20 protein-coding genes are annotated in these 17,688 nt (G+C 72.6%); 10 read left to right on the plus strand and 10 right to left on the minus strand.

Going from position 1 to position 17,688, the window contains the following annotated elements; all coding sequences use genetic code 11:
• Positions 1 to 66 precede the first annotated feature (66 nt).
• On the minus strand, positions 67 to 1,206 hold the full coding sequence (locus BKA14_RS21120; RefSeq protein WP_184952634.1) for a MalY/PatB family protein: 1,140 nt from the start codon (positions 1,204 to 1,206) through the stop codon (positions 67 to 69).
• Between the two features lie 158 nt (positions 1,207 to 1,364).
• On the opposite strand from BKA14_RS21120, the gene BKA14_RS21125 reads away from it, so the two are divergent.
• The 3 genes from BKA14_RS21125 (at position 1,365) to BKA14_RS21135 (ending at position 3,518) form a co-directional block, all read left to right on the plus strand.
• A complete protein-coding gene (locus BKA14_RS21125; RefSeq protein ID WP_184952635.1) occupies positions 1,365 to 2,030 on the plus strand; it encodes a hypothetical protein in 666 nt (221 codons plus the stop codon).
• A gap of 88 nt (positions 2,031 to 2,118) precedes the next feature.
• A complete protein-coding gene (locus tag BKA14_RS21130; protein ID WP_184952636.1) occupies positions 2,119 to 2,706 on the plus strand; it encodes a dihydrofolate reductase family protein in 588 nt (195 codons plus the stop codon).
• A gap of 5 nt (positions 2,707 to 2,711) precedes the next feature.
• The gene (locus BKA14_RS21135) at positions 2,712 to 3,518 is read left to right on the plus strand and encodes a TrmH family RNA methyltransferase (RefSeq protein WP_184952637.1); all 807 of its coding nucleotides are present in this window, start codon (positions 2,712 to 2,714) and stop codon (positions 3,516 to 3,518) included.
• Positions 3,519 to 3,555: 37 nt separating this feature from the next.
• Here BKA14_RS21135 and BKA14_RS21140 read toward each other — a convergent pair whose 3' ends face one another.
• Both BKA14_RS21140 and BKA14_RS21145 read right to left on the minus strand, forming a co-directional pair.
• The gene (locus tag BKA14_RS21140) at positions 3,556 to 4,674 is read right to left on the minus strand and encodes an SPFH domain-containing protein (RefSeq protein ID WP_184952638.1); all 1,119 of its coding nucleotides are present in this window, start codon (positions 4,672 to 4,674) and stop codon (positions 3,556 to 3,558) included.
• A 46-nt stretch (positions 4,675 to 4,720) separates the two neighbouring features.
• Positions 4,721 to 5,170 (minus strand): NfeD family protein, encoded by a 450-nt coding sequence (locus tag BKA14_RS21145; protein WP_184952639.1) that lies wholly within the window; start codon positions 5,168 to 5,170, stop codon positions 4,721 to 4,723.
• A gap of 155 nt (positions 5,171 to 5,325) precedes the next feature.
• Here BKA14_RS21145 and BKA14_RS21150 point away from each other — a divergent pair, with 155 nt between their 5' ends.
• Positions 5,326 to 6,642: a serine hydrolase domain-containing protein gene (locus tag BKA14_RS21150; protein WP_438861894.1), complete on the plus strand. Its 1,317-nt coding sequence runs from the start codon at positions 5,326 to 5,328 to the stop codon at positions 6,640 to 6,642.
• Positions 6,643 to 6,647: 5 nt separating this feature from the next.
• On the opposite strand, the gene BKA14_RS21155 is transcribed toward BKA14_RS21150, so the two are convergent.
• Complete coding sequence (locus BKA14_RS21155; protein WP_184952640.1) at positions 6,648 to 7,322, minus strand: hypothetical protein; 675 nt, start codon at positions 7,320 to 7,322, stop codon at positions 6,648 to 6,650.
• Position 7,323: 1 nt separating this feature from the next.
• Positions 7,324 to 8,442, minus strand: coding sequence for a DMT family transporter (locus BKA14_RS21160; protein ID WP_184956864.1), 1,119 nt, complete (start codon positions 8,440 to 8,442; stop codon positions 7,324 to 7,326).
• A 162-nt stretch (positions 8,443 to 8,604) separates the two neighbouring features.
• Here BKA14_RS21160 and pdxR point away from each other — a divergent pair, with 162 nt between their 5' ends.
• Positions 8,605 to 9,954, plus strand: coding sequence for a MocR-like pyridoxine biosynthesis transcription factor PdxR (gene pdxR, locus BKA14_RS21165; RefSeq protein ID WP_239092808.1), 1,350 nt, complete (start codon positions 8,605 to 8,607; stop codon positions 9,952 to 9,954).
• Here pdxR and BKA14_RS21170 read toward each other — a convergent pair.
• Entirely contained in the window at positions 9,905 to 10,711 is an 807-nt protein-coding gene (locus BKA14_RS21170) for a DUF3097 domain-containing protein (RefSeq protein ID WP_184952641.1), read from the minus strand. The genes pdxR and BKA14_RS21170 overlap by 50 nt on opposite strands.
• Before the next feature lie 89 nt (positions 10,712 to 10,800).
• Between BKA14_RS21170 and BKA14_RS21175 the strand changes: the two genes are divergently transcribed.
• Both BKA14_RS21175 and BKA14_RS21180 read left to right on the plus strand, forming a co-directional pair.
• Entirely contained in the window at positions 10,801 to 11,583 is a 783-nt protein-coding gene (locus tag BKA14_RS21175) for an Rv1486c family protein (protein WP_184952642.1), read from the plus strand.
• On the plus strand, positions 11,576 to 12,064 hold the full coding sequence (locus BKA14_RS21180) for an NUDIX domain-containing protein (RefSeq protein WP_184952643.1): 489 nt from the start codon (positions 11,576 to 11,578) through the stop codon (positions 12,062 to 12,064). The genes BKA14_RS21175 and BKA14_RS21180 overlap by 8 nt, the downstream gene beginning before the upstream one ends.
• Here the strand turns inward: BKA14_RS21180 and BKA14_RS21185 are convergent.
• Positions 12,061 to 12,465 carry an NUDIX hydrolase gene (locus BKA14_RS21185; protein WP_184952644.1) on the minus strand — a complete coding sequence of 135 codons (405 nt, stop codon included), beginning with the start codon at positions 12,463 to 12,465 and terminating at the stop codon, positions 12,061 to 12,063. The genes BKA14_RS21180 and BKA14_RS21185 overlap by 4 nt on opposite strands.
• Positions 12,462 to 13,289: an SDR family NAD(P)-dependent oxidoreductase gene (locus BKA14_RS21190; protein ID WP_184952645.1), complete on the minus strand. Its 828-nt coding sequence runs from the start codon at positions 13,287 to 13,289 to the stop codon at positions 12,462 to 12,464. Before BKA14_RS21190 ends, BKA14_RS21185 begins: the two co-directional genes overlap by 4 nt.
• 125 nt (positions 13,290 to 13,414) lie before the next feature.
• On the opposite strand from BKA14_RS21190, the gene BKA14_RS21195 reads away from it, so the two are divergent.
• The gene (locus BKA14_RS21195) at positions 13,415 to 14,236 is read left to right on the plus strand and encodes a helix-turn-helix transcriptional regulator (RefSeq protein ID WP_184952646.1); all 822 of its coding nucleotides are present in this window, start codon (positions 13,415 to 13,417) and stop codon (positions 14,234 to 14,236) included.
• A 28-nt stretch (positions 14,237 to 14,264) separates the two neighbouring features.
• On the plus strand, positions 14,265 to 14,558 hold the full coding sequence (locus tag BKA14_RS21200) for a hypothetical protein (protein ID WP_184952647.1): 294 nt from the start codon (positions 14,265 to 14,267) through the stop codon (positions 14,556 to 14,558).
• Here the strand turns inward: BKA14_RS21200 and BKA14_RS21205 are convergent.
• Positions 14,551 to 15,393, minus strand: a complete 843-nt coding sequence (locus BKA14_RS21205) for a L,D-transpeptidase (protein ID WP_203722270.1) — start codon at positions 15,391 to 15,393, stop codon at positions 14,551 to 14,553. The genes BKA14_RS21200 and BKA14_RS21205 overlap by 8 nt on opposite strands.
• A gap of 252 nt (positions 15,394 to 15,645) precedes the next feature.
• On the opposite strand from BKA14_RS21205, the gene BKA14_RS21210 reads away from it, so the two are divergent.
• Positions 15,646 to 16,176, plus strand: coding sequence for an alpha/beta fold hydrolase (locus BKA14_RS21210; RefSeq protein WP_184952648.1), 531 nt, complete (start codon positions 15,646 to 15,648; stop codon positions 16,174 to 16,176).
• On the opposite strand, the gene BKA14_RS21215 is transcribed toward BKA14_RS21210, so the two are convergent.
• On the minus strand, positions 16,173 to 17,642 hold the full coding sequence (locus BKA14_RS21215; RefSeq protein WP_184952649.1) for an aminopeptidase P family protein: 1,470 nt from the start codon (positions 17,640 to 17,642) through the stop codon (positions 16,173 to 16,175). The two genes, BKA14_RS21210 and BKA14_RS21215, sit on opposite strands and share 4 nt — an antisense overlap.
• Between the last annotated feature and the right edge of the window lie 46 nt (positions 17,643 to 17,688).

Genomic DNA, 17,688 nt, shown 5'->3' on the forward strand with positions numbered 1-17,688 from the left:
GCACACCCCCGCTTCGCGGTCGGACGAACAGTTCAACCGTACTTTCGCCACGGCCGCCCCGTCGCACTACCGCGATACGGCTGCGGACATGCGCCGGACCGCTTCGGTCAGGATCTCGGGGCTGGTGGCGTAGTTGAGCCGGACGAAACCGGACCCGGGCGCCCCGAAGCGCGGGCCGGGCTCGAGCGCCACCCTCGCCTCGTGCAGGAAATGGTCCCGGGGTTGCTCGTCGCGCCCCAGGGCGGAGGCGTCGAGCCAGGCCAGATAGGTCGCCTCGGGCGGGACCCAGCCGAGCGCGGGCAACTCGGCGGCCAGCAGCGCGCCCAACTGCTCGCGCCGCGCGGCCAGTGTGCTGATCAGCGTGGCCAGCCAGGCGTCGCCGTCGGTGAACGCGGCGATCGTGGCCAGGGCGCCGAGATGCCCCGTACGCTCTCCGACCTCGGTGAACAGGCCGTCGACCACGCGGGTCATCGCCGGCCCGGCCGTGACCAGGGCGGCGCATTTGAGCCCGGCCAGGTTGAACGCCTTGCTGGCGGAGACGACGGCGATCGCGACGTCGGCCGCGCGCGGGACCGTGAGCAGGGGCGTGAACGTGGCCCCGGGCAGCGCGAGCGGGGCGTGGATCTCGTCGCTGATGATCGGCACGCGGTAGAGCCGGGCCAGGCGGACCAGCTCGGCCAGCTCGTCGGCGGTGTGCACGCGGCCGACCGGGTTGTGCGGATTGCACAGCAGGTAGGCCGCGGGGTGCGTCGCGAACGCCGCCTCCAGCCCGGCCAGGTCGAGCCTGGTGCCGCGTAACGGGACCTCGAGCACCCGGCCGCCGGCCTCGGGCACCCAGTCGAAGAACGGCTGATAGATCGGCGGGCTGATCACGACGGGTTCACCGTGCCGGATGAGCTGCCGCAACACCTCGACCACGCCCACCCCGACGTCGGTCACGGGGCGCACCCGGGCCGGGTCCACATCCCACCCCCACTGCCGCCCCGCGAACCCGGAGAAGGCCTTGCCGACCTCGGGGCCCGGCGCGTGATAACCCAGGTCGCCCCGGGTGACCGCCGCGTGCAGCACCTCGGACACGGGCGGGGCGAGCTCGTAGTCCATCTCGGCGACGAACAGCGGCAGCACGTCTTCGGGAAACGCACGCCACTTCACGCTGCGTCGCAGTCGCAACTCGGCCAGTGGGGGGACGACCAGTTCCGTGTTCATGGCCCCATCCTGCACCGCCCCTCCGACACTTTCCGGCCGCCCGATCAGCACCGTTTCTGGGAATTCGCTGCCGATTCGGGGGAGATTTGGCAGGCTGCATCCAGGATCCGACCGGTTACCCCCGGGCCGCTCGGCTTGAGCCCACGCGAGGCGGAGCCATGAGCATCAGCCACCATCAGACGGCCAGCGGCCGGCCGTTGCGGGTCTCCCCGGCCTGGGTCGGCGGGGCCGGGTCGGCGCAGCATGAACACCTTCTTCCCGTACGGGAGGCCGTCTGGGTGTGGAGCGTGCGCCGGTATGCGCGGATGGCCCTGTGGGCACTGCCCGCGGCCGCCCTGCTCCACGGCTGGACCACTCTGGGCATCGACACCCCGCCCGGCCCGCTCCTGGTCACGTTGACCGCCAACTGGTTGTCCGTCATCGCGATGATCGCCCTGGCCGGTCTGCTGGCCGGCACCCGGACCCGCCGCTCAGCCGTGGCCGGTCTGCTCCTCGGTCTCTCCGGTTTCGTCCTCACCGTCCCCCTGGCCGCGCTCCCGGCCGGCACGGCCGCCGCGGGTTCCCCGCTCACGCCCGACCAGCTGCAGACGGCCGAGGTGGTCGCCGCGGCCGCCGTCGGCGCGGGCTGGGTGCTGCTGGGCTGGGCCGTCTTCCGTTCGCGCCTGGTCAACCCGGCCGACGGCGTGCTGCTGATGCTGGCCGCGGCCGCCATCGGGGCCGGGGCGCACGCCCAGCGCCCGCTGCCGACCGTGGGCGCCCTGTTGCTGCTGGCCGCGGGCACCGGCCTGGCCTGGACGGCCGGGCGCCTGATCCCCCGGCACTGACCGATCCCCCGGCACGGAACTGTCGGACCCTGGTGGCATGCTCCTTGACGGACCCGGTTGACCCCGGGTCCGGTCGAAGGGAGCAGCCATGTCCAAGGTGGTCGCCGACATCTCGGTGTCGCTCGACGGGTTCGTGACGGGTCCCGGGCCCGGGCCCGCGCAGGGTCTGGGCCGCGGCGGCGAGGCGCTGCACACCTGGGTCTTCGAGGGCGACGCCGTCGACAAACGGGTGCTCGAGGAGTCCACGGTCGCCACCGGCGCGGTCGTCATGGGCCGCCGCCTCTTCGACATCGTCGACGCCCCCGGCGGCTGGAACGACGAGATCGGCTACGGGGCGGGCCTGGCCGCCACACCCCCGGTGCTGGTCGTCACCCGCACACCCCCGGCCCTGGTGCGCCTGGCCGACCGGTTCACCTTCGTGGTCGACGGTGTCGCCAGCGCGGTCGAGAAGGCGATCGCCCTGGCCGACGACCGTGACGTCGTCATCATGGGCGGCGGCGCGATCATCCGCGGCGCCCTCGATGCCGGCCTGGTCGACGAGCTGCGGCTGCACCTGACGCCCGTCCTGCTGGGCGGGGGCACGAAGCTGTTCGACGGCGCCGCCCCGCGCCCGCTGCGGCAGATCCACGTGCGCCCGTCGGGCCACGCCACCCACCTGACCTACCGGGTCGACTGACCGCCGTGCCCGACGTTCACCTGATCACCGACCCGGCCGACGAGCGTCTCGGTGACTATCGCGCCCTGACCGATCTCGAACTCCGTACGAAGTGGGAGCCGCCCAACGGGCTGTTCATCGCCGAGGGTGAGCTGGTGCTGCGCCGGGCCCTGCGCGCGGGTTACCGCCCCCGGTCCTACCTGATCGACGAGAAACGCACCGGCCAGATCCTCGACCTGCCCGGCGACGCCCCGATCTACGCGGCCACGCCGGCCGTGCTCGAGCAGGCCACCGGTTTCCACGTGCACCGGGGTGTCCTGGCCTCGTTCCACCGGGCTCCCCTGCGGACGGCGGCCGAGGTGATCGCCACGGCCCGGCGGGTGGCCGTGCTGGAGGACGTGAACAACCACACGAACATCGGGGCGGTGTTCCGGGGCGCCGCCGCGCTCGGCATCGACGCCGTCCTGCTCTCCCCGACCTGCGCCGACCCCCTCTACCGGCGCAGCGTGCGCGTCAGCATGGGCGAGGTCTTCGCGGTGCCGTACGCGCGTCTGGAGCCCTGGCCGGACGGCCTGCAGGAGCTGCGCGACGCGGGTTTCACCGTGCTGGCCCTGACGCCCGCGCCCGATGCCGTGCCGCTGCAGAAGGTCACCGGGCGCGACCGGACGGCGCTGCTGCTCGGGGCCGAGGGGCCCGGCCTGTCGAGGCACGCGCTGGCCGCCAGCGACATCGGAGTCAAGATCCCGATGCGGCGCGGGGTCGACTCGCTCAACGTGGCCGCCGCGGCCGCCGTGGCGTTCTGGGAACTGGGCCGCGACGACCCGGAGACATGAGAAAGGGCCGGCACCGGGCCGGCCCTTTCCTCCGAAGTTATGCGCGTTCGCGGTCCACGACGCCGTTGTAGTCGGCGCCGCCGAGCGCCGCGGACGGCGGGATCGGCTCCGGCGCGGGCAGCGCAGCGGTCTTGTCCGGGTCACCGCTGACCTGCTGCTCGGCCTCGCGCACCTGGTCGTTGACCTTCTGCGCCTCGGCCGCGGCGGCCTCGGCCGCGGCCACGGCCTCCTCGTTCACCGCGGCCGCGTCGACCCCGGCCTTGGGGATGTCGCCGGCCATGTTGGCCAGGCCGCCGAGCGCGCCGCCCATGCCCTCCAGGGCCTTGGTCAGCTCGGTCGGCACGATCCAGACCTTGTTGGCCGTGCCGTTGGCGATCTGCGGCAGAGCCTGCAGGTACTGGTAGGCCAGCACCTTCTGCGACGGGTTGGCGGTGTGGATCGCGTCGAACACCGTACGGATGGCCTTGGCCTGGCCCTCGGCCTGCAGGATGCGCGACTGGCGGTCACCGTCGGCGCGCAGCACCGCTGCCTGCTTCTCACCCTCGGCCGTGAGGATCTGGGCCTGCTTGTGGCCCTCGGCGTTGAGGATCGTCGCGCGGCGTTCCCGCTCGGCGCGCATCTGCTTCTCCATGGAGTCGCGGATGCTCGGCGGCGGCTCGATCGCCTTGATCTCGACGCGGGTGACCTTGATGCCCCAGCGGCCGGTGGTCTCGTCGAGCACCGTGGACAGGTGCCGGTTGATCTCCTCGCGGCTGGTCAGGGCGCGCTCGAGGTCGAGCGAACCGATGACGTTGCGCAGGGTGGTGACCGTCAGCTGCTCGATGGCCTGCAGGAAGTTGGAGATCTCGTACGTGGCCCGCACCGGGTCGACGACCTTGAAATACAGCACCGTGTCGATCGAGACGACCAGGTTGTCGGACGTGATCACCGGCTGCGGCGGGAACGAGACCACCTGCTCGCGCATGTCGACCTTGCTGCGCACCGAGTCGACGAACGGCACCAGCAGGTTGAGGCCCGGGCTCAGGGTCCGCTTGTACTTACCGAGCCGCTCGACGACGTCCATGCGCTGCTGCGGGACGATACGGACGGAACGGAGCAGCGTGACGATGGCGAACACCACGATCACGATGATGAGGACGCCGATCACAGCTTCCATGGCAACCCTCTCTATGGGTTCATCGGCCTTACTGGATCCGAGGTAGCTAGTACGGTGAGATGTCGTCGCGCCACACGATGGCCGTGGCGCCGTCGACCTTGATGATGCGGACCCGTTCGCCGGGCAGATATTTCTCCTGCCCGTCGAAGGAACGGGCCTGCCAGTGCTCGCCGTCGATCTTGATCATGCCGTGTTCGCCGTCGATCTCCTCGAGCACCGTGCCGTGGCCGCCCTCGATCGCCTCGACCCCGAACGGAGTGTCACCCGACTCGAGGGCGGGGCGGGCGTGTTTGAGCACGATCGGGCGCAGCGCGGCCACGGACAGGCCGGAGACCAGCGCGAACACGATGACCTGGAGCAGCAGGGGGGCGCCGAGGGCGGCCGCGCCGGCCGCGGCGAAAGCCCCGATCCCGAAGAAAATGATCAAGAACGTGGCCGTGAAGGCCTCGGCGATCGCCAATGCGATGCCAAGCACGATCCACAGAACCGCTTCCACGCATCGATCGTGACACGCCCGCGCACGTCCGGCGACGCTGCGTGCGCCCTCGCGGAAAATGTCATCGAACTGCCATCCAAGACGGGGCCCGAGCCGCGTAGCCGAATCGGCCGCGCACAGTTATACCCACCAGTCGTATATCGAGAGGGTCCACCGTGTCGCTGCTGCCGTCGCTGCTGCCGGAGACCGGCCGACAGGTCGAGGAGATCGCCGTCCGGGCGCAGGCCGAGGGGCGTACGCCGTCGCTCGCCCTGGCGATCGTGCGGGACCGTGCGGTGCTGCATCAGGTGTTCGCGGGCGAGAATCCACGGCCCGACGCGAAGACGCAGTACCGGCTCGGCTCGATCACCAAGACGATCACCGCCACGCTGGTCATGCAGCTGCGCGACGAGGGTTTCTTCGCGCTCGACGACCTGCTCTACCGGCACCTGCCGGGCACCCCGATCGGCGGGGTGACGCTGCGCCAGCTGCTCGGCCACGTGTCCGGGCTGCAGCGCGAGCCGGACGGGGCCTGGTGGGAGCGGACCCCGGGTGGCGACGTCGACAAACTGCTGGCCGAGCTCGGCTACGACAAAGTCGTGGGGCCGCCGTTCCGCCGCTACCGGTACTCGAACCTCGCGTACGGGCTGCTCGGAGCGGTGCTCGAAAAGGTCACCGGGGAGTCGTGGCAGTCGCTGGCGGGCAAGCGCGTGCTCGACCCGCTGGGCATGAAACGTACGACGTACTCCCCCGTCGAGCCTTTCGCCCGCGGGTACGTGGTGCACGCGCTCGACCGCTCGCTGCACGAGGAGCCGCGCCTCGACGCGGGCGCGATGGCCCCGGCCGGGCAGCTGTGGTCCACGATCACCGACATGGCCAAATGGGCCGCGTTCTGGACCGACCCCGCCCCGGCGGTGCTGGCCCGCGACACCGTCGACGAGATGTGCACCCCCGTCGTGATCAGCGACCTCGAGTCGTGGACGGGCGGCCACGGGCTCGGCCCCCAGCTGTTCCGGGTCGGCGAACGCGTCTTCGTCGGCCACGGCGGCTCCATGCCCGGCTACGTGGCACAGCTGGCGGTGCACCGCCGGAGCCGGCTCGGCGTGATCGTTTTCGCCAACTCGTACGGACTCACCGGCACCACCATCAAGGAGGTGGCCCTGTCGGCGCTGGACGCCGTGGTCGACGCCGAACCGGCCCCGGTCGCGCCGTGGTCGCCGCCCGTACAGCCCACAGGCGAGGCGGCGGCGCTGGTGGGGCGCTGGTGGTGGATGGGCCGCGAACACGAGATCACCACCGACGGCGACGCCCTGGTGATGGCGGGCCCCCACAAACAGACCCGCTTCACCCGCGAGGGCCCCGACCGCTGGCGCGGCGTCGCGGGCGAGAACGAGGGCGAGGTGCTGCAGATCCTGCGCGACGACGAGGGCGCGGTGAACGGCCTGGACATCGCCACGTTCGTCTTCCGGCGCGATCCGCACCATCTGGCCTGACGCCGTCAGCCGGGGCGCCGCTCACCGCCCGCGTCGATCAACCCGTCGACGAGCAGCTCCGCCTCGTCGGCCGGGACGGCCATCGTGGTGCTGAGCAGCTCGACCGCCTGGTCACGCCGGCCGGCCTCCACGAGAGCCGCGATCCGGAGCCAGGCGTACGTGTCGGCCATCGCGTCATGCTCCGCGACCGGCACCGGCGGCGGGGCCGTGGCATCCGGAGCCGGGCGGCCCGCCGCCGTGGCATCCGCAGCCGAGCGGCCCGCCGCCGTGGCATCCGCAGCCGAGCGGCCCGCCGCCGTGGCATCCGCAGCGGAACTCAACGCGCCAGGAGCAGGGGCGCGGGTGGCGTCGGCGACGCTGCGGGCCTCGGCGACGCTAGGGACCTCGGCGACGCTAGGGGCTTCGGCGATGCTCCGGGCGGCGGCGATCTGGGTGGCCGCCGCCCGCAGAACAGTGTCCGCCTCCGGGGACGCAGCGGCGGCGGCTCGCGCCTGCATCTCGCGGAGCTGGGCGCCCAGCAGGTCCCGGCGGCCACCGCGGCGGCGCCGCACCATCGTGATCACCGCGATCAGCGAGACCGCGACAAAGAACCCGATCACCAGCTCCAGCAGGCCCCCGTCGGCGCCGCCGGGGCTCACGAGGTCAAGCGGCGCGCGGCGGCCGTCGCTCTGGTCTCCCACCTCATGCGGGCATGGTAGTGCGCTGACCACCGGGCCGGCAGCGGGCGAGCTCGGCCTGCAACGCGGCGGGAGCGGCGGGCAAGGCCGCAAGCGGAGCGGCAGAAGCAGCAGGTAGAGCGGCAGGAGCAACGGGCGAAACGGCAGAAGCAACGGGTAGAGCGGCAGGAACGGGCGAAACGGCAGAAGCAACGGGCAGAGCGGCAGGAGCAACGGGCGGAACGGCAGAAGCACCGGGCAGAGCAGCAGGAGCCGGAGGCGGAGCGGCGGGAGCGGGAGGCGAGGCGGCGGGCGAGCGGAATCCGAGGGCCAGCCCGGCAGCGACCACGGCGACGCCGACCCAGACGGCCGGACCGGGGACGGGACCACCCAGAGCCACGCCCACCGCGGCGGCCGAGATCGGGGCGATGCCGGTGAGCAGGCCCGCGCGGGCCGAGCCGAGCCGCTGGACGCACGTGTACCACAGCACGAACGCGACGGCGGTGACGAGGACGGCCAGGTAGACGCCGGCCAGCACGTCGTCGAGCTGTAGCCGCGGCACGGCCCCCGGACCTTCCAGGACCAGCCCGCCCAGGCCGAACCCCAGGGCGGCCATCCACGTCGAGTGGACCGACACTCCGATGGGGCCGTGGCGGCCCAGCACCGGCACGGCCAGCAGCGTGAAGCCGGCCTCGCAGGCGAAGGTGACCAGCGCCCACAACAGGCCCAAGCCGTCGGTCCGGCCCAGGCCCTGCACGAGGGCGGCGCCCAGGGTGACGACCAGGGCGGCGGTGATCAGGCGGGCGGCGGGGGCGCGGCCCTCCAGCAGCGGGCCGGCCACGGCCAGCAGCAGCGGCACGCAGGCCACGGCCACGCCGATCACTGCCGGTTCGGCGTGTTGTGAGCCCTGCACCAGGGCCACGTTGAAGACCAGCATGCCGGTCACCACGACACCGGCCAGCCAGAGCCATTCGGCGCCGCGGGGGCGTACCACGCGGCCACGGGCGTACAGCAGGAGCAACGCGCACGCGACGGCGTACCGGAGCGCTTGGACGGTCAGGGAGGGCGCGTCGGCCAGGAACGCGGAGACGGCGACGCTGCCGCCGACGAAAGCCATGCCGGTCGCCCCGGCCAGGATGCTCATCTTCACGTCCTCGATGCTGTCCGCGATATGGTCCGGTTCGAAGGACCAATGCGTCGCTGTTGAGGGGGACCAATTCCGGGTTCGGACTTTCTGCAGCTGCGGCCCGGGGACGCGCCGGCCAAGGGCCTGACCACGTGGCTGACCGACGGGCTGCGCGCGGCCGTGGCCTCCGGGCGGCTCACGACGGGCACCCGGCTGCCGCCGACCCGGTTGCTCGCGGCCGAGTTGCAGGTCTCGCGGGGTGTGGTGGTCGACGCCTACCAGCGGCTCATCGACGAGGGGCTGGCCGCCGCCCGCACCGGCGCGGGCACGACGATCATCGCCCGGCCCGCCGTGCGGGACGCGCCGTCCGACCGCCGCCGCTCGCTCGGCACCCTGCGGCTGCCGCTGCCGCCCGCCGACGGCATCGACTTCGACCTGTCGCCGGGTGTTCCCGACCTGTCGGCCTTTCCCCGGACGGCGTGGCTGCGCGCCGAACGGGCCGTGCTCGACGAGGTCACCGCGGCCGACCTCGGCTACGGCGATCCGGGCGGCACGCCGGGGCTGCGGGCCGAGCTGGCGGCGTGGCTGGGCCGGACCCGGGGCGTACGGGCCGAGCCGGACGACGTGATCGTGGTCGGCGGGGTGGCCCAGGCCCTGGCCCTGCTGGCGCAGACGCTGCACGCCGCGGGCCGTTCGCGGGTCGCCGTGGAGGATCCGGGGTCGCGCGGGGCGCGGGATCAGCTGGCGCACTGGGGTGTGCGGCCGGAGCCCGTACGGGTCGATGCCGAGGGGCTGGTCGTCGGCGAGCTCACCCAGGACGCGGCCGTGCTCACGCCCGCGCATCAGTATCCGACCGGTGTCGTGCTCGGGCCGGCCCGGCGGCGCGCCTTGCTGGCCTGGGCCGCGGCCGGTGACCGGCTGGTGATCGAGGACGACTACGACGCCGAGCACCGCTACGACCGGGCCCCGGTGGCCGCGCTGCAGGGTTCGGCGCCTGACCAGGTAGCGTACGCGGGAAGTGTCTCGAAGTCCTTGGCCCCGGGGATGCGGCTCGGGTGGCTGATCGCGCCGCGCCGGATGCAGGCCGAGCTGCTGACCGCCAAGCACGACAGTGATCTGGGCAATCCGGCCTTGCCGCAGCTGGTGCTGGCCCGGCTGCTGGCGACCGGCGACTACGAACGGCACCTGCGCACCGTCCGGGCCCGGCAGCGGCGGCGGCGGGATGCGCTGATCGAAGCCCTGCACCGCCATCTGCCCGGTGCGGAGGTGACGGGCGTGGCGGCCGGGCTCCACCTACTGATCATGATGCCGGGTGATGTTTCGGACGTTGCGCTCAGCGAAGCGGCGGCACGCGACGGTGTCCTCGTCCACCCGCTCAGCTGGCACCGGCACGAGACGGGGCCGCCGGGGCTGATTTTGGGGTACGCCGCCCACCCGCCCGACCGCCTGACCGAGGCCGCCCGCAGACTGGGTGAGGCGCTCAGTCGTCCAGCACGGTCACGAAGTCGATCAGCCGCTCCATCGAGTTGATCAGCGGTGTCTCCACGTCCTTGTAGCTGCTCACCGACTTGAGGATGCGCCGCCACATGTCGGCCGGCTCCCGCACGCCCACGGCCGCGCAGATCCCCTCCTTCCACGGCCGTCCGGGCGGGATGACCGGCCACTTGGACAGCCCGACCCGCTCGGGTTTGACGGCCTGCCAGATGTCCACGTACGGATGACCGGTGACCAGCACGTGGGGGTCGGTCACGGCGGCCACGATGCGGCTCTCCTTGCTGCCCGCCACGAGGTGGTCGACGAGCACGCCCAGTTTGCGCTGCGGGCCCGGCTGGAACGCCCGCACGGCCGCGGCCAGGTCGTCGATGCCGTCCAGCGGCTCCACCACGATGCCTTCGATCCGCAGGTCGTCGCCCCAGATGCGCTCGACCAGGGCGGCGTCGTGGATGCCCTCGACCCAGATGCGGCTGGCCTTGGCGACCTGAGCCCGTACGCCCGCCACGGCCACCGATCCCGAGGCCGTGACCCGCCGCTGGGCCTGCGCCGGGGCCGCCGCCGGCCGGCGCAGCGTCACCGGCTTGCCGTCGAGCAGGAACGCGGCCGGCTCGAGCGGGAAGTTGCGCCGCTTACCGTGGCGGTCCTCCAGCACCACCGCGCCGAGCTCGAACCCGACGACTGCCCCGCAGAACCCGGAGTCGACGTCCTCGACGACCAGGTCGCGTTCGGCGTCCACCTCGGGCACCACCTTGCGGCGCCGCCAGTCTCCCTTGAGCACGTCCTCCCCATACATGCAAGGCACCGTAACCCGTGCGTTGGGACACGACCTTTCTGACTCTCCGGCCGAGACAGACTTCCCGGCGGCCACGTACCCTTGCTCGCATGTCCCCCGCAGCCGATGCCGCAACCCGGGTTGCGCGGCGCTCGACCCGGTTCGTGGCCTGGGTGCGTGCCTGGCGCGCCGGCCTCGTGCCGTTCGACGAGCTGCCCGACGAGATCGCCCGCGACGAGGAGCACCTGGTCGCCGACGCCCCCGGCACGTGGACCGATGTGCCGCTGCCGCAGGGCCTGCCGGTCTTCGCCAAGGTGCACCCCGACGACATCCGCCTCGTGCTGCCCGCCCCCGGCGACCCGCGCGGCCTGCCCGGCCCGGGCCCCCTGACCGGCGCGGCCATGCTCTCCGGCGAGGCCGTGATGACGCCCACGTTCGGCTTCGTGCCCGAGGTGCGGCGGCACGTGTCCGGCTCGGGCGTCGAGTTCGAGACGGTGCTGTGGCGCTATTTTCCGGTCGAGGAATACAAGCCGGTGTTCCAGATGGGCGCGGCCGAGGCCGAGGGTGAGCTGACCTTGGCCCTGGGCGAGGCCACCACGCAGCTGACGAAGCTCGACGTGGCCCAGTGGAAGCCGGAGCTGGCCGGGGCGCTGCAACAGTTGCGCCGTCCCGAGAGCACCGCCACCCTGCCCGCCGGGTTCGATCCGCGGGCCCGCCGCCTGTTCGCCCGCGCGTCGATCCTCGACCAGGTGCTCGCGCTGGCCGAGACGAACGCCCCCGGCGGCGCCGTCAACGGCTACGAGGCCCAGCAGCGCGACGCGGCCCTGCGCCCGCTGCTCACCGCCTGCCGGCAGGCACTGGTCGCGGCCTGCAACTCGCCGCTCCATGCGTGACCGGTTCAAGCACTGCACCTTCTGCGGGGCCCGTTTCCTCCCCGCCCAGCCGTGGCCTCGCCGCTGCACCGCCTGCGGTGAGACGTCCTACCGCAACCCCACACCGGTCGCCGTGGCCGTCCAGCCGGTCGGCAGCGGTCTGCTCGTGGTGCGCCGCGCGATCCCGCCCGCCGTCGACACGCTCGCGCTACCGGGGGGTTTCATCGACTACGGCGAGTCCTGGCCGGACGCCGCGGCCCGCGAGCTGCGCGAGGAGACGGGCCTGACGGTCGATCCCGGCGCCGCCCGGCTCTACGACACGGTCAGCGCGCCCGACGGCACGTTGCTCGTCTTCGCGCTGTTCCCGCCGCTGGCGTCGGAGGCCGACCTGCCCGCGCCCACCCCGAACGACGAAACCCACGGCTGGGAGGTCCTCAAGGGGCAGGCCGAGCTGGGGTTCAGCATCCACACGGCGGTGGCAGCGCGCTTCTTCGCCGGTTAGTCGATCAGGCCCGCGGCGACCACCTCGGCGAGCAGCAGCCGGATGGCCGGGGCGCAGCGTGGCGAGTCGGCCGCGGTGAACCAGTCCACTTCGGCGATCTCGTTCGACGCGCGCGGCTCGTCCTCGGCCTTGCCGCCGGTGAAGCAGATCAACCGTACGGTCGTGCCGGGCGGACGGTTGTGGGCGGGCGCCACGATCTCGGTGAACAGCGTCAGGTCGGCCGGGTCGACGACGAGCCCGACCTCCTCGCGCACCTCGCGCGCGGCCGCCTCGGCGTACGTCTCGGCCGGTTCGGGTTTGCCGCCGGGCAGGTAGAACGCGTCCAGGCCGGCGGGCAGCACGACCAGGACCCGGCGATCCCGTACGTGGACCCAGGCGGCCGCGATCACTTCACTGGTCACGCCCGCAAGACTAGGGCCTCGGTGGCCGTCCACAGCCGCTCGGCCGCGCGCTCGTCGAGCCCGGCGCGGGCGGGGCGGCGTACGGTGGGAAAGCCCTTGATACTCCAGAGACCGTCGGGCCCGACGTAGGCGTTGCCCGGCACGTCCTCCGAGGCCGCGTAGAGCAGCGGCAACGCGCCACCCTCGGCGTCGTGCGTCAGGAACGGGATCCGGTTGACGACGTCCATCCACGAGTGGCCGACCAGCCCGGTACGCGCGATCCCGGGATGAGCCAGCACCGAACGCACCCGGCTGCCCTTCGCGTCCAGCCGGCGCTGCAACGACAGCGAGAACAGCACCTGTGCGAGCTTCGAGGCCTCGTACGCCGGCAACGGCTTGTACGTGCGGCGCCGCCAGTCCAGGTCGTCCAGGTCGAGCTTGGCCTGGCGGTGCAGCTGGCTGGTGACGTGCACGACCCGATCGGTGATGTGCGGCAGCAGCAGGTGGGTCAGCAGCCACGGCCCGAAATAGTTGGTCGCGGTCTGCAGGTCCAACCCGTCCGCCGTACGGGTGCCCGGGATCGCCATCACCCCCGCGTTGTTGATGAGGACGTCCAGGTCGCCCGTCCACTCCTGGGCGAAGGCGCGCACCGAGCCCAGATCGGAGACGTCGAGCTTGCGCGTCTCGTACGGGCCGGGTTCCACCGTACGGGCGGCCACCACCACGCGAGCCCCGGCGCGGGCCAGTTCCCGGGCGGCGATCCGGCCGATGCCGCGGCTGCCCCCGGTGACGACGACCGTCTTGCCGCTCATGTCGCGCATCGACTGCGCGGTCCACTTGCTCATGGCGTACTCCCTGCTGTCTTGATGTCCTCCCATTGCAGGCGACCTCCCGGGGCGGAGGAAGGACGCGCTCAGCCACTGAATGCGATGCCGTGGTTGCGGCGGCCCGGATCCGCGACGATCGGAGCATGACGTTCGACCGCGCCTCGCTCGGCGCCTTCCTGCGCACCCGCCGCGAGGCCTTGCAACCCGAGGACGTGGGGCTGCGGCGGGGCCGCCGGCGCCGGGCCAAGGGGCTGCGGCGTGAGGAGGTGGCCGAGCTGTGCGACATGTCGGCCGACTACTTCGCCCGGCTCGAACGCGGTGCCGGCCCGCAACCGTCCCCGCAGATGCTCGCCGCCGTCGCGCGCGGCCTGCGCCTGACGCCCGACGAACGCGACCACCTGCTGCGGCTGTGCGGTTACAGCGCCGCCCATCGGGGCGCCGGCGGTCACGTCAGCCCCGGCCTGATGCGCATCCTCGACCGGCTGCAGGACACCCCGGCCCAGGTGATCAGCCCGCTCGGCGAGACGCTGCTGCAGACCCCGCCCGCGGTCGCGTTGTTCGGCGACGAGACCGCGTACGAGGGTCCGGCCCGCAGCGCGGTCTACCGCTGGTTCACCGACCCCTCCTCGCGGGCCGTCTACTTCGCGGACGACCACGACAAGCAGGGCCGGTTCCTGGCCGCGGCGCTGCGCACCGCCGGGGTCGCGGCCCAGCCGCTCGTCGGCGTGCTGCTGCGGGACAGCCCGGAATTTGCCGCCGTGTGGGCGCGGCAGGAGGTCGGGCTGCGCTGGAGCGACACGAAACGGTTCGCGCACCCGTCGGTGGGGCGGCTCGATCTGTTCTGCCAAAGCTTGCAGGATCCCGACCAGGCCCAGTCGCTGCTCGTCTTCACGGCGACGCCGGGCAGCGAGAGCCACGAGAAGCTGGCGCTGCTGACGGTGCTGGGTCGCAGCTTCGCGCCCTGACCTTGTCGGAGCGGCTTACGGTTGGGCCATGCAGAAGCCGGAGCTGGACGAGCAGCAGCGCGCCGAGGCCGCCCGCATCCGCACGATGATCGAGGAGCTGGGCCCGGCCGACGACCACTCCGGCGCGCTGCCCGCGGTCCGTGCGGTCACCCGCGACGGGCTGGTCCTCGGCGACGTGCTGGGCGACTACCTGCACCGGGTGGTCACCGGCGGGCAGGCCGAGACCGTCTCGTACTGGCCCGTGCTGGAACTGCTGCGCGCCGCCGGCGCCGACGAGGAACGCGCCGCGGCCAAGGCCCAGTGGCTGCGCACCACTACCTGACGATCTGCACCACAGTGCCGGGCTTGATGTGGGCGAGCAGGGTCCGTTGCACGTCGGGTGGCATCCGGACGCACCCGTTGGAGATGCTGCGGCCGAACGCCGACTCCTCGTGCCACGCGTGGATCGCCGTGTGCCCGTTGCGCAGCGAGGCCGACAGCGCGTCCCGGTCGTCCGGCACCGCCCCGAGCACCAGCGCGTCCAGCCCCGCGTAGACGTGGCCGTGGGTGATCGTGCGGCCCATCACGAACGTGCGGCCCAGCGGCGTGGGCGTGCGGCGGGACCCGACCGCCACCGTCCAGGTCCCGCGCTCGCGGCCGTCGCGCAGCCAGGTCAGCCGGTGCTCGCTGAGGTCGACGACGAGCTGATCGTGCAGCTTGCGCGTCTCCCAGCCACCGGGCGGCAGCCAACCGACGCGCCGGTTGACCGAGGGCAGCAGCACGCCGGTCCAGCCGCGGCGGCGCTCGACGATCGGCACGGTCGCCGGCAGGCCGCTGACCGTACGGTTGAGGAACGCCCGGGGCACGCCGCCGGGAGCGTCGTAGACGGGCAGCCGATGCTTCGGGTGCAGACCCTCACGGACGGCCTCGACCGAGCGGGTCGCCGCGTCGGGCTCGAAACCCTGCGGGGAGTCCCAGTAGTCGATGGTCGGGAGGTGCTTCGGGGCCGGCGCCGCCGTGGGGACCGGCTCGGGGGCCGGCGCGGCCACGGTGGGGATCTGCCGGGCCGCGAACACCCCGGGGTCGTCCTGCTTGAGGTGGGCCACGGCCGGCGTCGCCCCGACAGCGAGCGCGAGGAGGCCGGCCGCTGCCGCCTGACGAGCGCTGGGCCTGGACATGCCGTCCAGCGTAGGTCGCCCAAATACGAAAAATCACCGCATCAAGCGCTGATCCGGTTTTGTCGGCTTTGCGCGGTACGGCCACCGCCTCCCCCACCCACCCCGGGTCGTTAGGCCGACGGTACGCCCCTGTCAAGCCCGAAGCGCCCGTCGTCCCCAGCCGCCGCCGGCCGTCTCACCGCCCGTCCACAGGCTCCCCGCCCGTCGTCCACAGGGACATCGCGCGCCGCTCCCGCCTGCAACACTGACCCGATGGCACGTAGGGCGATCATCTTTCACGGCACCGGCGCCCACCCCGGCGTGGCGTGGTATCCGTGGCTGGCCGCCCGCCTGACCGCGCGCGGCTACACCGTCGAGGTGCCCAGCTATCCTGCCGTCAACGTCGAGCCGATCGCCGGCTTCCTGCCCAAGGTGTTGCAGGCGCACACGTTCGACGAGCAGACCGTCCTGGTCGGCCACTCGGGCGGGGCCGCGCTGCTGCTGGCCCTGCTCGAGCACGTCACGGTCGACCAGGCGATCCTCGTGGCCGGCTACTGCACGCCGCCCAACGACTCGGACGAGCCTGTGCTCCAGCCCGCATACGACTGGGACGCCATCCGGAGAAACGTCCGCGACGTCTGCTTCATCAACTCGCGCCTGGACCCGTACGGCTGTGACGAGCACCAGGGGCGAGCGATGTTCGAGCGGCTGGGCGGCACCCAGATCGTCCGCGACGACGGCCACTTCGGCGACTACAACCAGGTCTACGACGAGTTCCCGCTCGTCGACAAGCTCATCTCCTAGCCCGGCAGGCGCGGCCCGGCCTCACGCTGGGACGCCATCCACGCCTCGACGTCGGCCGACGTGCGGGGCAGCCCGGCCGACAGGTTCTTGCAGCCGTCGGCGGTGACCAGCACGTCGTCCTCGATCCGCACGCCGATGCCGCGCAACTCCTCGGGCACCAGGTCGTCCTCGGGCTGGAAGTAGAGCCCGGGCTCGACGGTCAGCACGTAGCCCTCCTGCAGCGGCCCGTCCCGGTACGCCTCGTTGCGCGCGTTGTTGCAGTCGTGCACGTCGATGCCGAGCATGTGCCCGAACCCGTGCAGCGTCCACCGGCGGTAGATCGTGCTGTCCTCGCTCATCGCCTCGTCGACGCTCACCGGCAGCAGCCCGAGGTCGTTGAGCCCTTCGGCCAGCACCCGCATGCAGACCTGGTGCACGTCCTTGAACAGCACGCCCGGCTTGACGGCCTCCATGCCGGCCTGCTGCGACGCGTGCACGATGTCGTAGACCTGGCGCTGCAGCGGCGTGAACTGCCCCGACACCGGCACCGTACGGGTCACGTCGGCCGTGTAGAAGTTGTCACCCTCGACGCCCATGTCCATCAGCAACAGTTCGCCCGGCTTGGTGACGCCGGTGTTCCTCACCCAGTGCAGGATCGTCGCGTGCGCGCCGGCGCCCACGATCGAGCCGTAGCCGACGTCGTTGCCGTCGTGCCGGGCGCGCAGCCCGAACACGCCTTCGAGCAGCCGCTCCTTGACCCCGCGGTCGGCCGGCAGCACGCGCGCCACGTCCTCGAAGCCGCGGACGGTGGCGTCGATCGCGGCCTGCAGCTGGGCGATCTCCCATTCGTCCTTGACCAGCTTGAGCTCGCTGAGCGTCCAGGCCAGCTCGCGGTCGCGGGGCTTCTCCCGGTTCGGCTCGAACGCCAGCACCGCCCGGTCGACCGCGGCGTCGAGCCCGCGCAGCACCCGGGTGCGTCCCGGCGCCGAGCCGGCCAGGGCCGAGCCGAGCTCGCTGAGCGGGGCGGTCTCGATGCCCAGCTCGGTCGTCTTCTCGGCCAGGGTGTGCGTGCGCCCGATCCACAGCTCGCCGTTGCGGCTGCGGAAGAACGCGTCGGTGTCCTTGGAGTTGCGCTGCCGCGTGTAGAGCACCGCGTCGTGGCCGGAGCCGCTGGGCCGCAGCACGAGCACGCTGTCGGGGTCGCGGTCGCCGGTCAGGTAGACGAAGTCGCTGCCGGGGCGGAACGGGTAGTCCGTGTCGTTGGCGCGGACCTTCTCGTTGCCGGACGGAATGATCAGCGTCTCGCCCGGGAAGGCCTCGGAGAGCGCGTTGCGGCGCTTTTCGTAGTTGGGCACCTCGGGCAGCGGGCTGACGGCCACCGGGTCCTCGCGCCACCCGCCCCGCATGAACTGCAGGAACGCCTCGGGAAAGCCGGGGTCGTGGGTCTCCGTCTTGGCCGCGGGTTGCGCGGCCTTCTGCTCGGCCATGGGTGCCGCCTCCGAAAATCTCAGCCGTGGACGACGCTGGGTCGCC

It is taken from the genome of Paractinoplanes abujensis (assembly GCF_014204895.1).
Lineage (GTDB): Bacteria > Actinomycetota > Actinomycetes > Mycobacteriales > Micromonosporaceae > Actinoplanes > Actinoplanes abujensis.

Coding starts and splice junctions, on each gene's coding strand:
- BKA14_RS21205 (WP_203722270.1), bottom strand. CDS start 15,393: ATGTCCAGGCCCAGCGCTCGTCAGGCGGCAGCGGCCGGCCTCCTCGCG.
- BKA14_RS21170 (WP_184952641.1), bottom strand. CDS start 10,711: ATGTATGGGGAGGACGTGCTCAAGGGAGACTGGCGGCGCCGCAAGGTG.
- BKA14_RS21140 (WP_184952638.1), bottom strand. CDS start 4,674: ATGGAAGCTGTGATCGGCGTCCTCATCATCGTGATCGTGGTGTTCGCC.
- BKA14_RS21190 (WP_184952645.1), bottom strand. CDS start 13,289: ATGAGCAAGTGGACCGCGCAGTCGATGCGCGACATGAGCGGCAAGACG.
- BKA14_RS21175 (WP_184952642.1), top strand. CDS start 10,801: ATGTCCCCCGCAGCCGATGCCGCAACCCGGGTTGCGCGGCGCTCGACC.
- BKA14_RS21195 (WP_184952646.1), top strand. CDS start 13,415: ATGACGTTCGACCGCGCCTCGCTCGGCGCCTTCCTGCGCACCCGCCGC.
- BKA14_RS21160 (WP_184956864.1), bottom strand. CDS start 8,442: ATGAGCATCCTGGCCGGGGCGACCGGCATGGCTTTCGTCGGCGGCAGC.
- BKA14_RS21130 (WP_184952636.1), top strand. CDS start 2,119: ATGTCCAAGGTGGTCGCCGACATCTCGGTGTCGCTCGACGGGTTCGTG.
- BKA14_RS21180 (WP_184952643.1), top strand. CDS start 11,576: ATGCGTGACCGGTTCAAGCACTGCACCTTCTGCGGGGCCCGTTTCCTC.
- BKA14_RS21120 (WP_184952634.1), bottom strand. CDS start 1,206: ATGAACACGGAACTGGTCGTCCCCCCACTGGCCGAGTTGCGACTGCGA.
- BKA14_RS21125 (WP_184952635.1), top strand. CDS start 1,365: ATGAGCATCAGCCACCATCAGACGGCCAGCGGCCGGCCGTTGCGGGTC.
- BKA14_RS21215 (WP_184952649.1), bottom strand. CDS start 17,642: ATGGCCGAGCAGAAGGCCGCGCAACCCGCGGCCAAGACGGAGACCCAC.
- BKA14_RS21210 (WP_184952648.1), top strand. CDS start 15,646: ATGGCACGTAGGGCGATCATCTTTCACGGCACCGGCGCCCACCCCGGC.
- BKA14_RS21200 (WP_184952647.1), top strand. CDS start 14,265: ATGCAGAAGCCGGAGCTGGACGAGCAGCAGCGCGCCGAGGCCGCCCGC.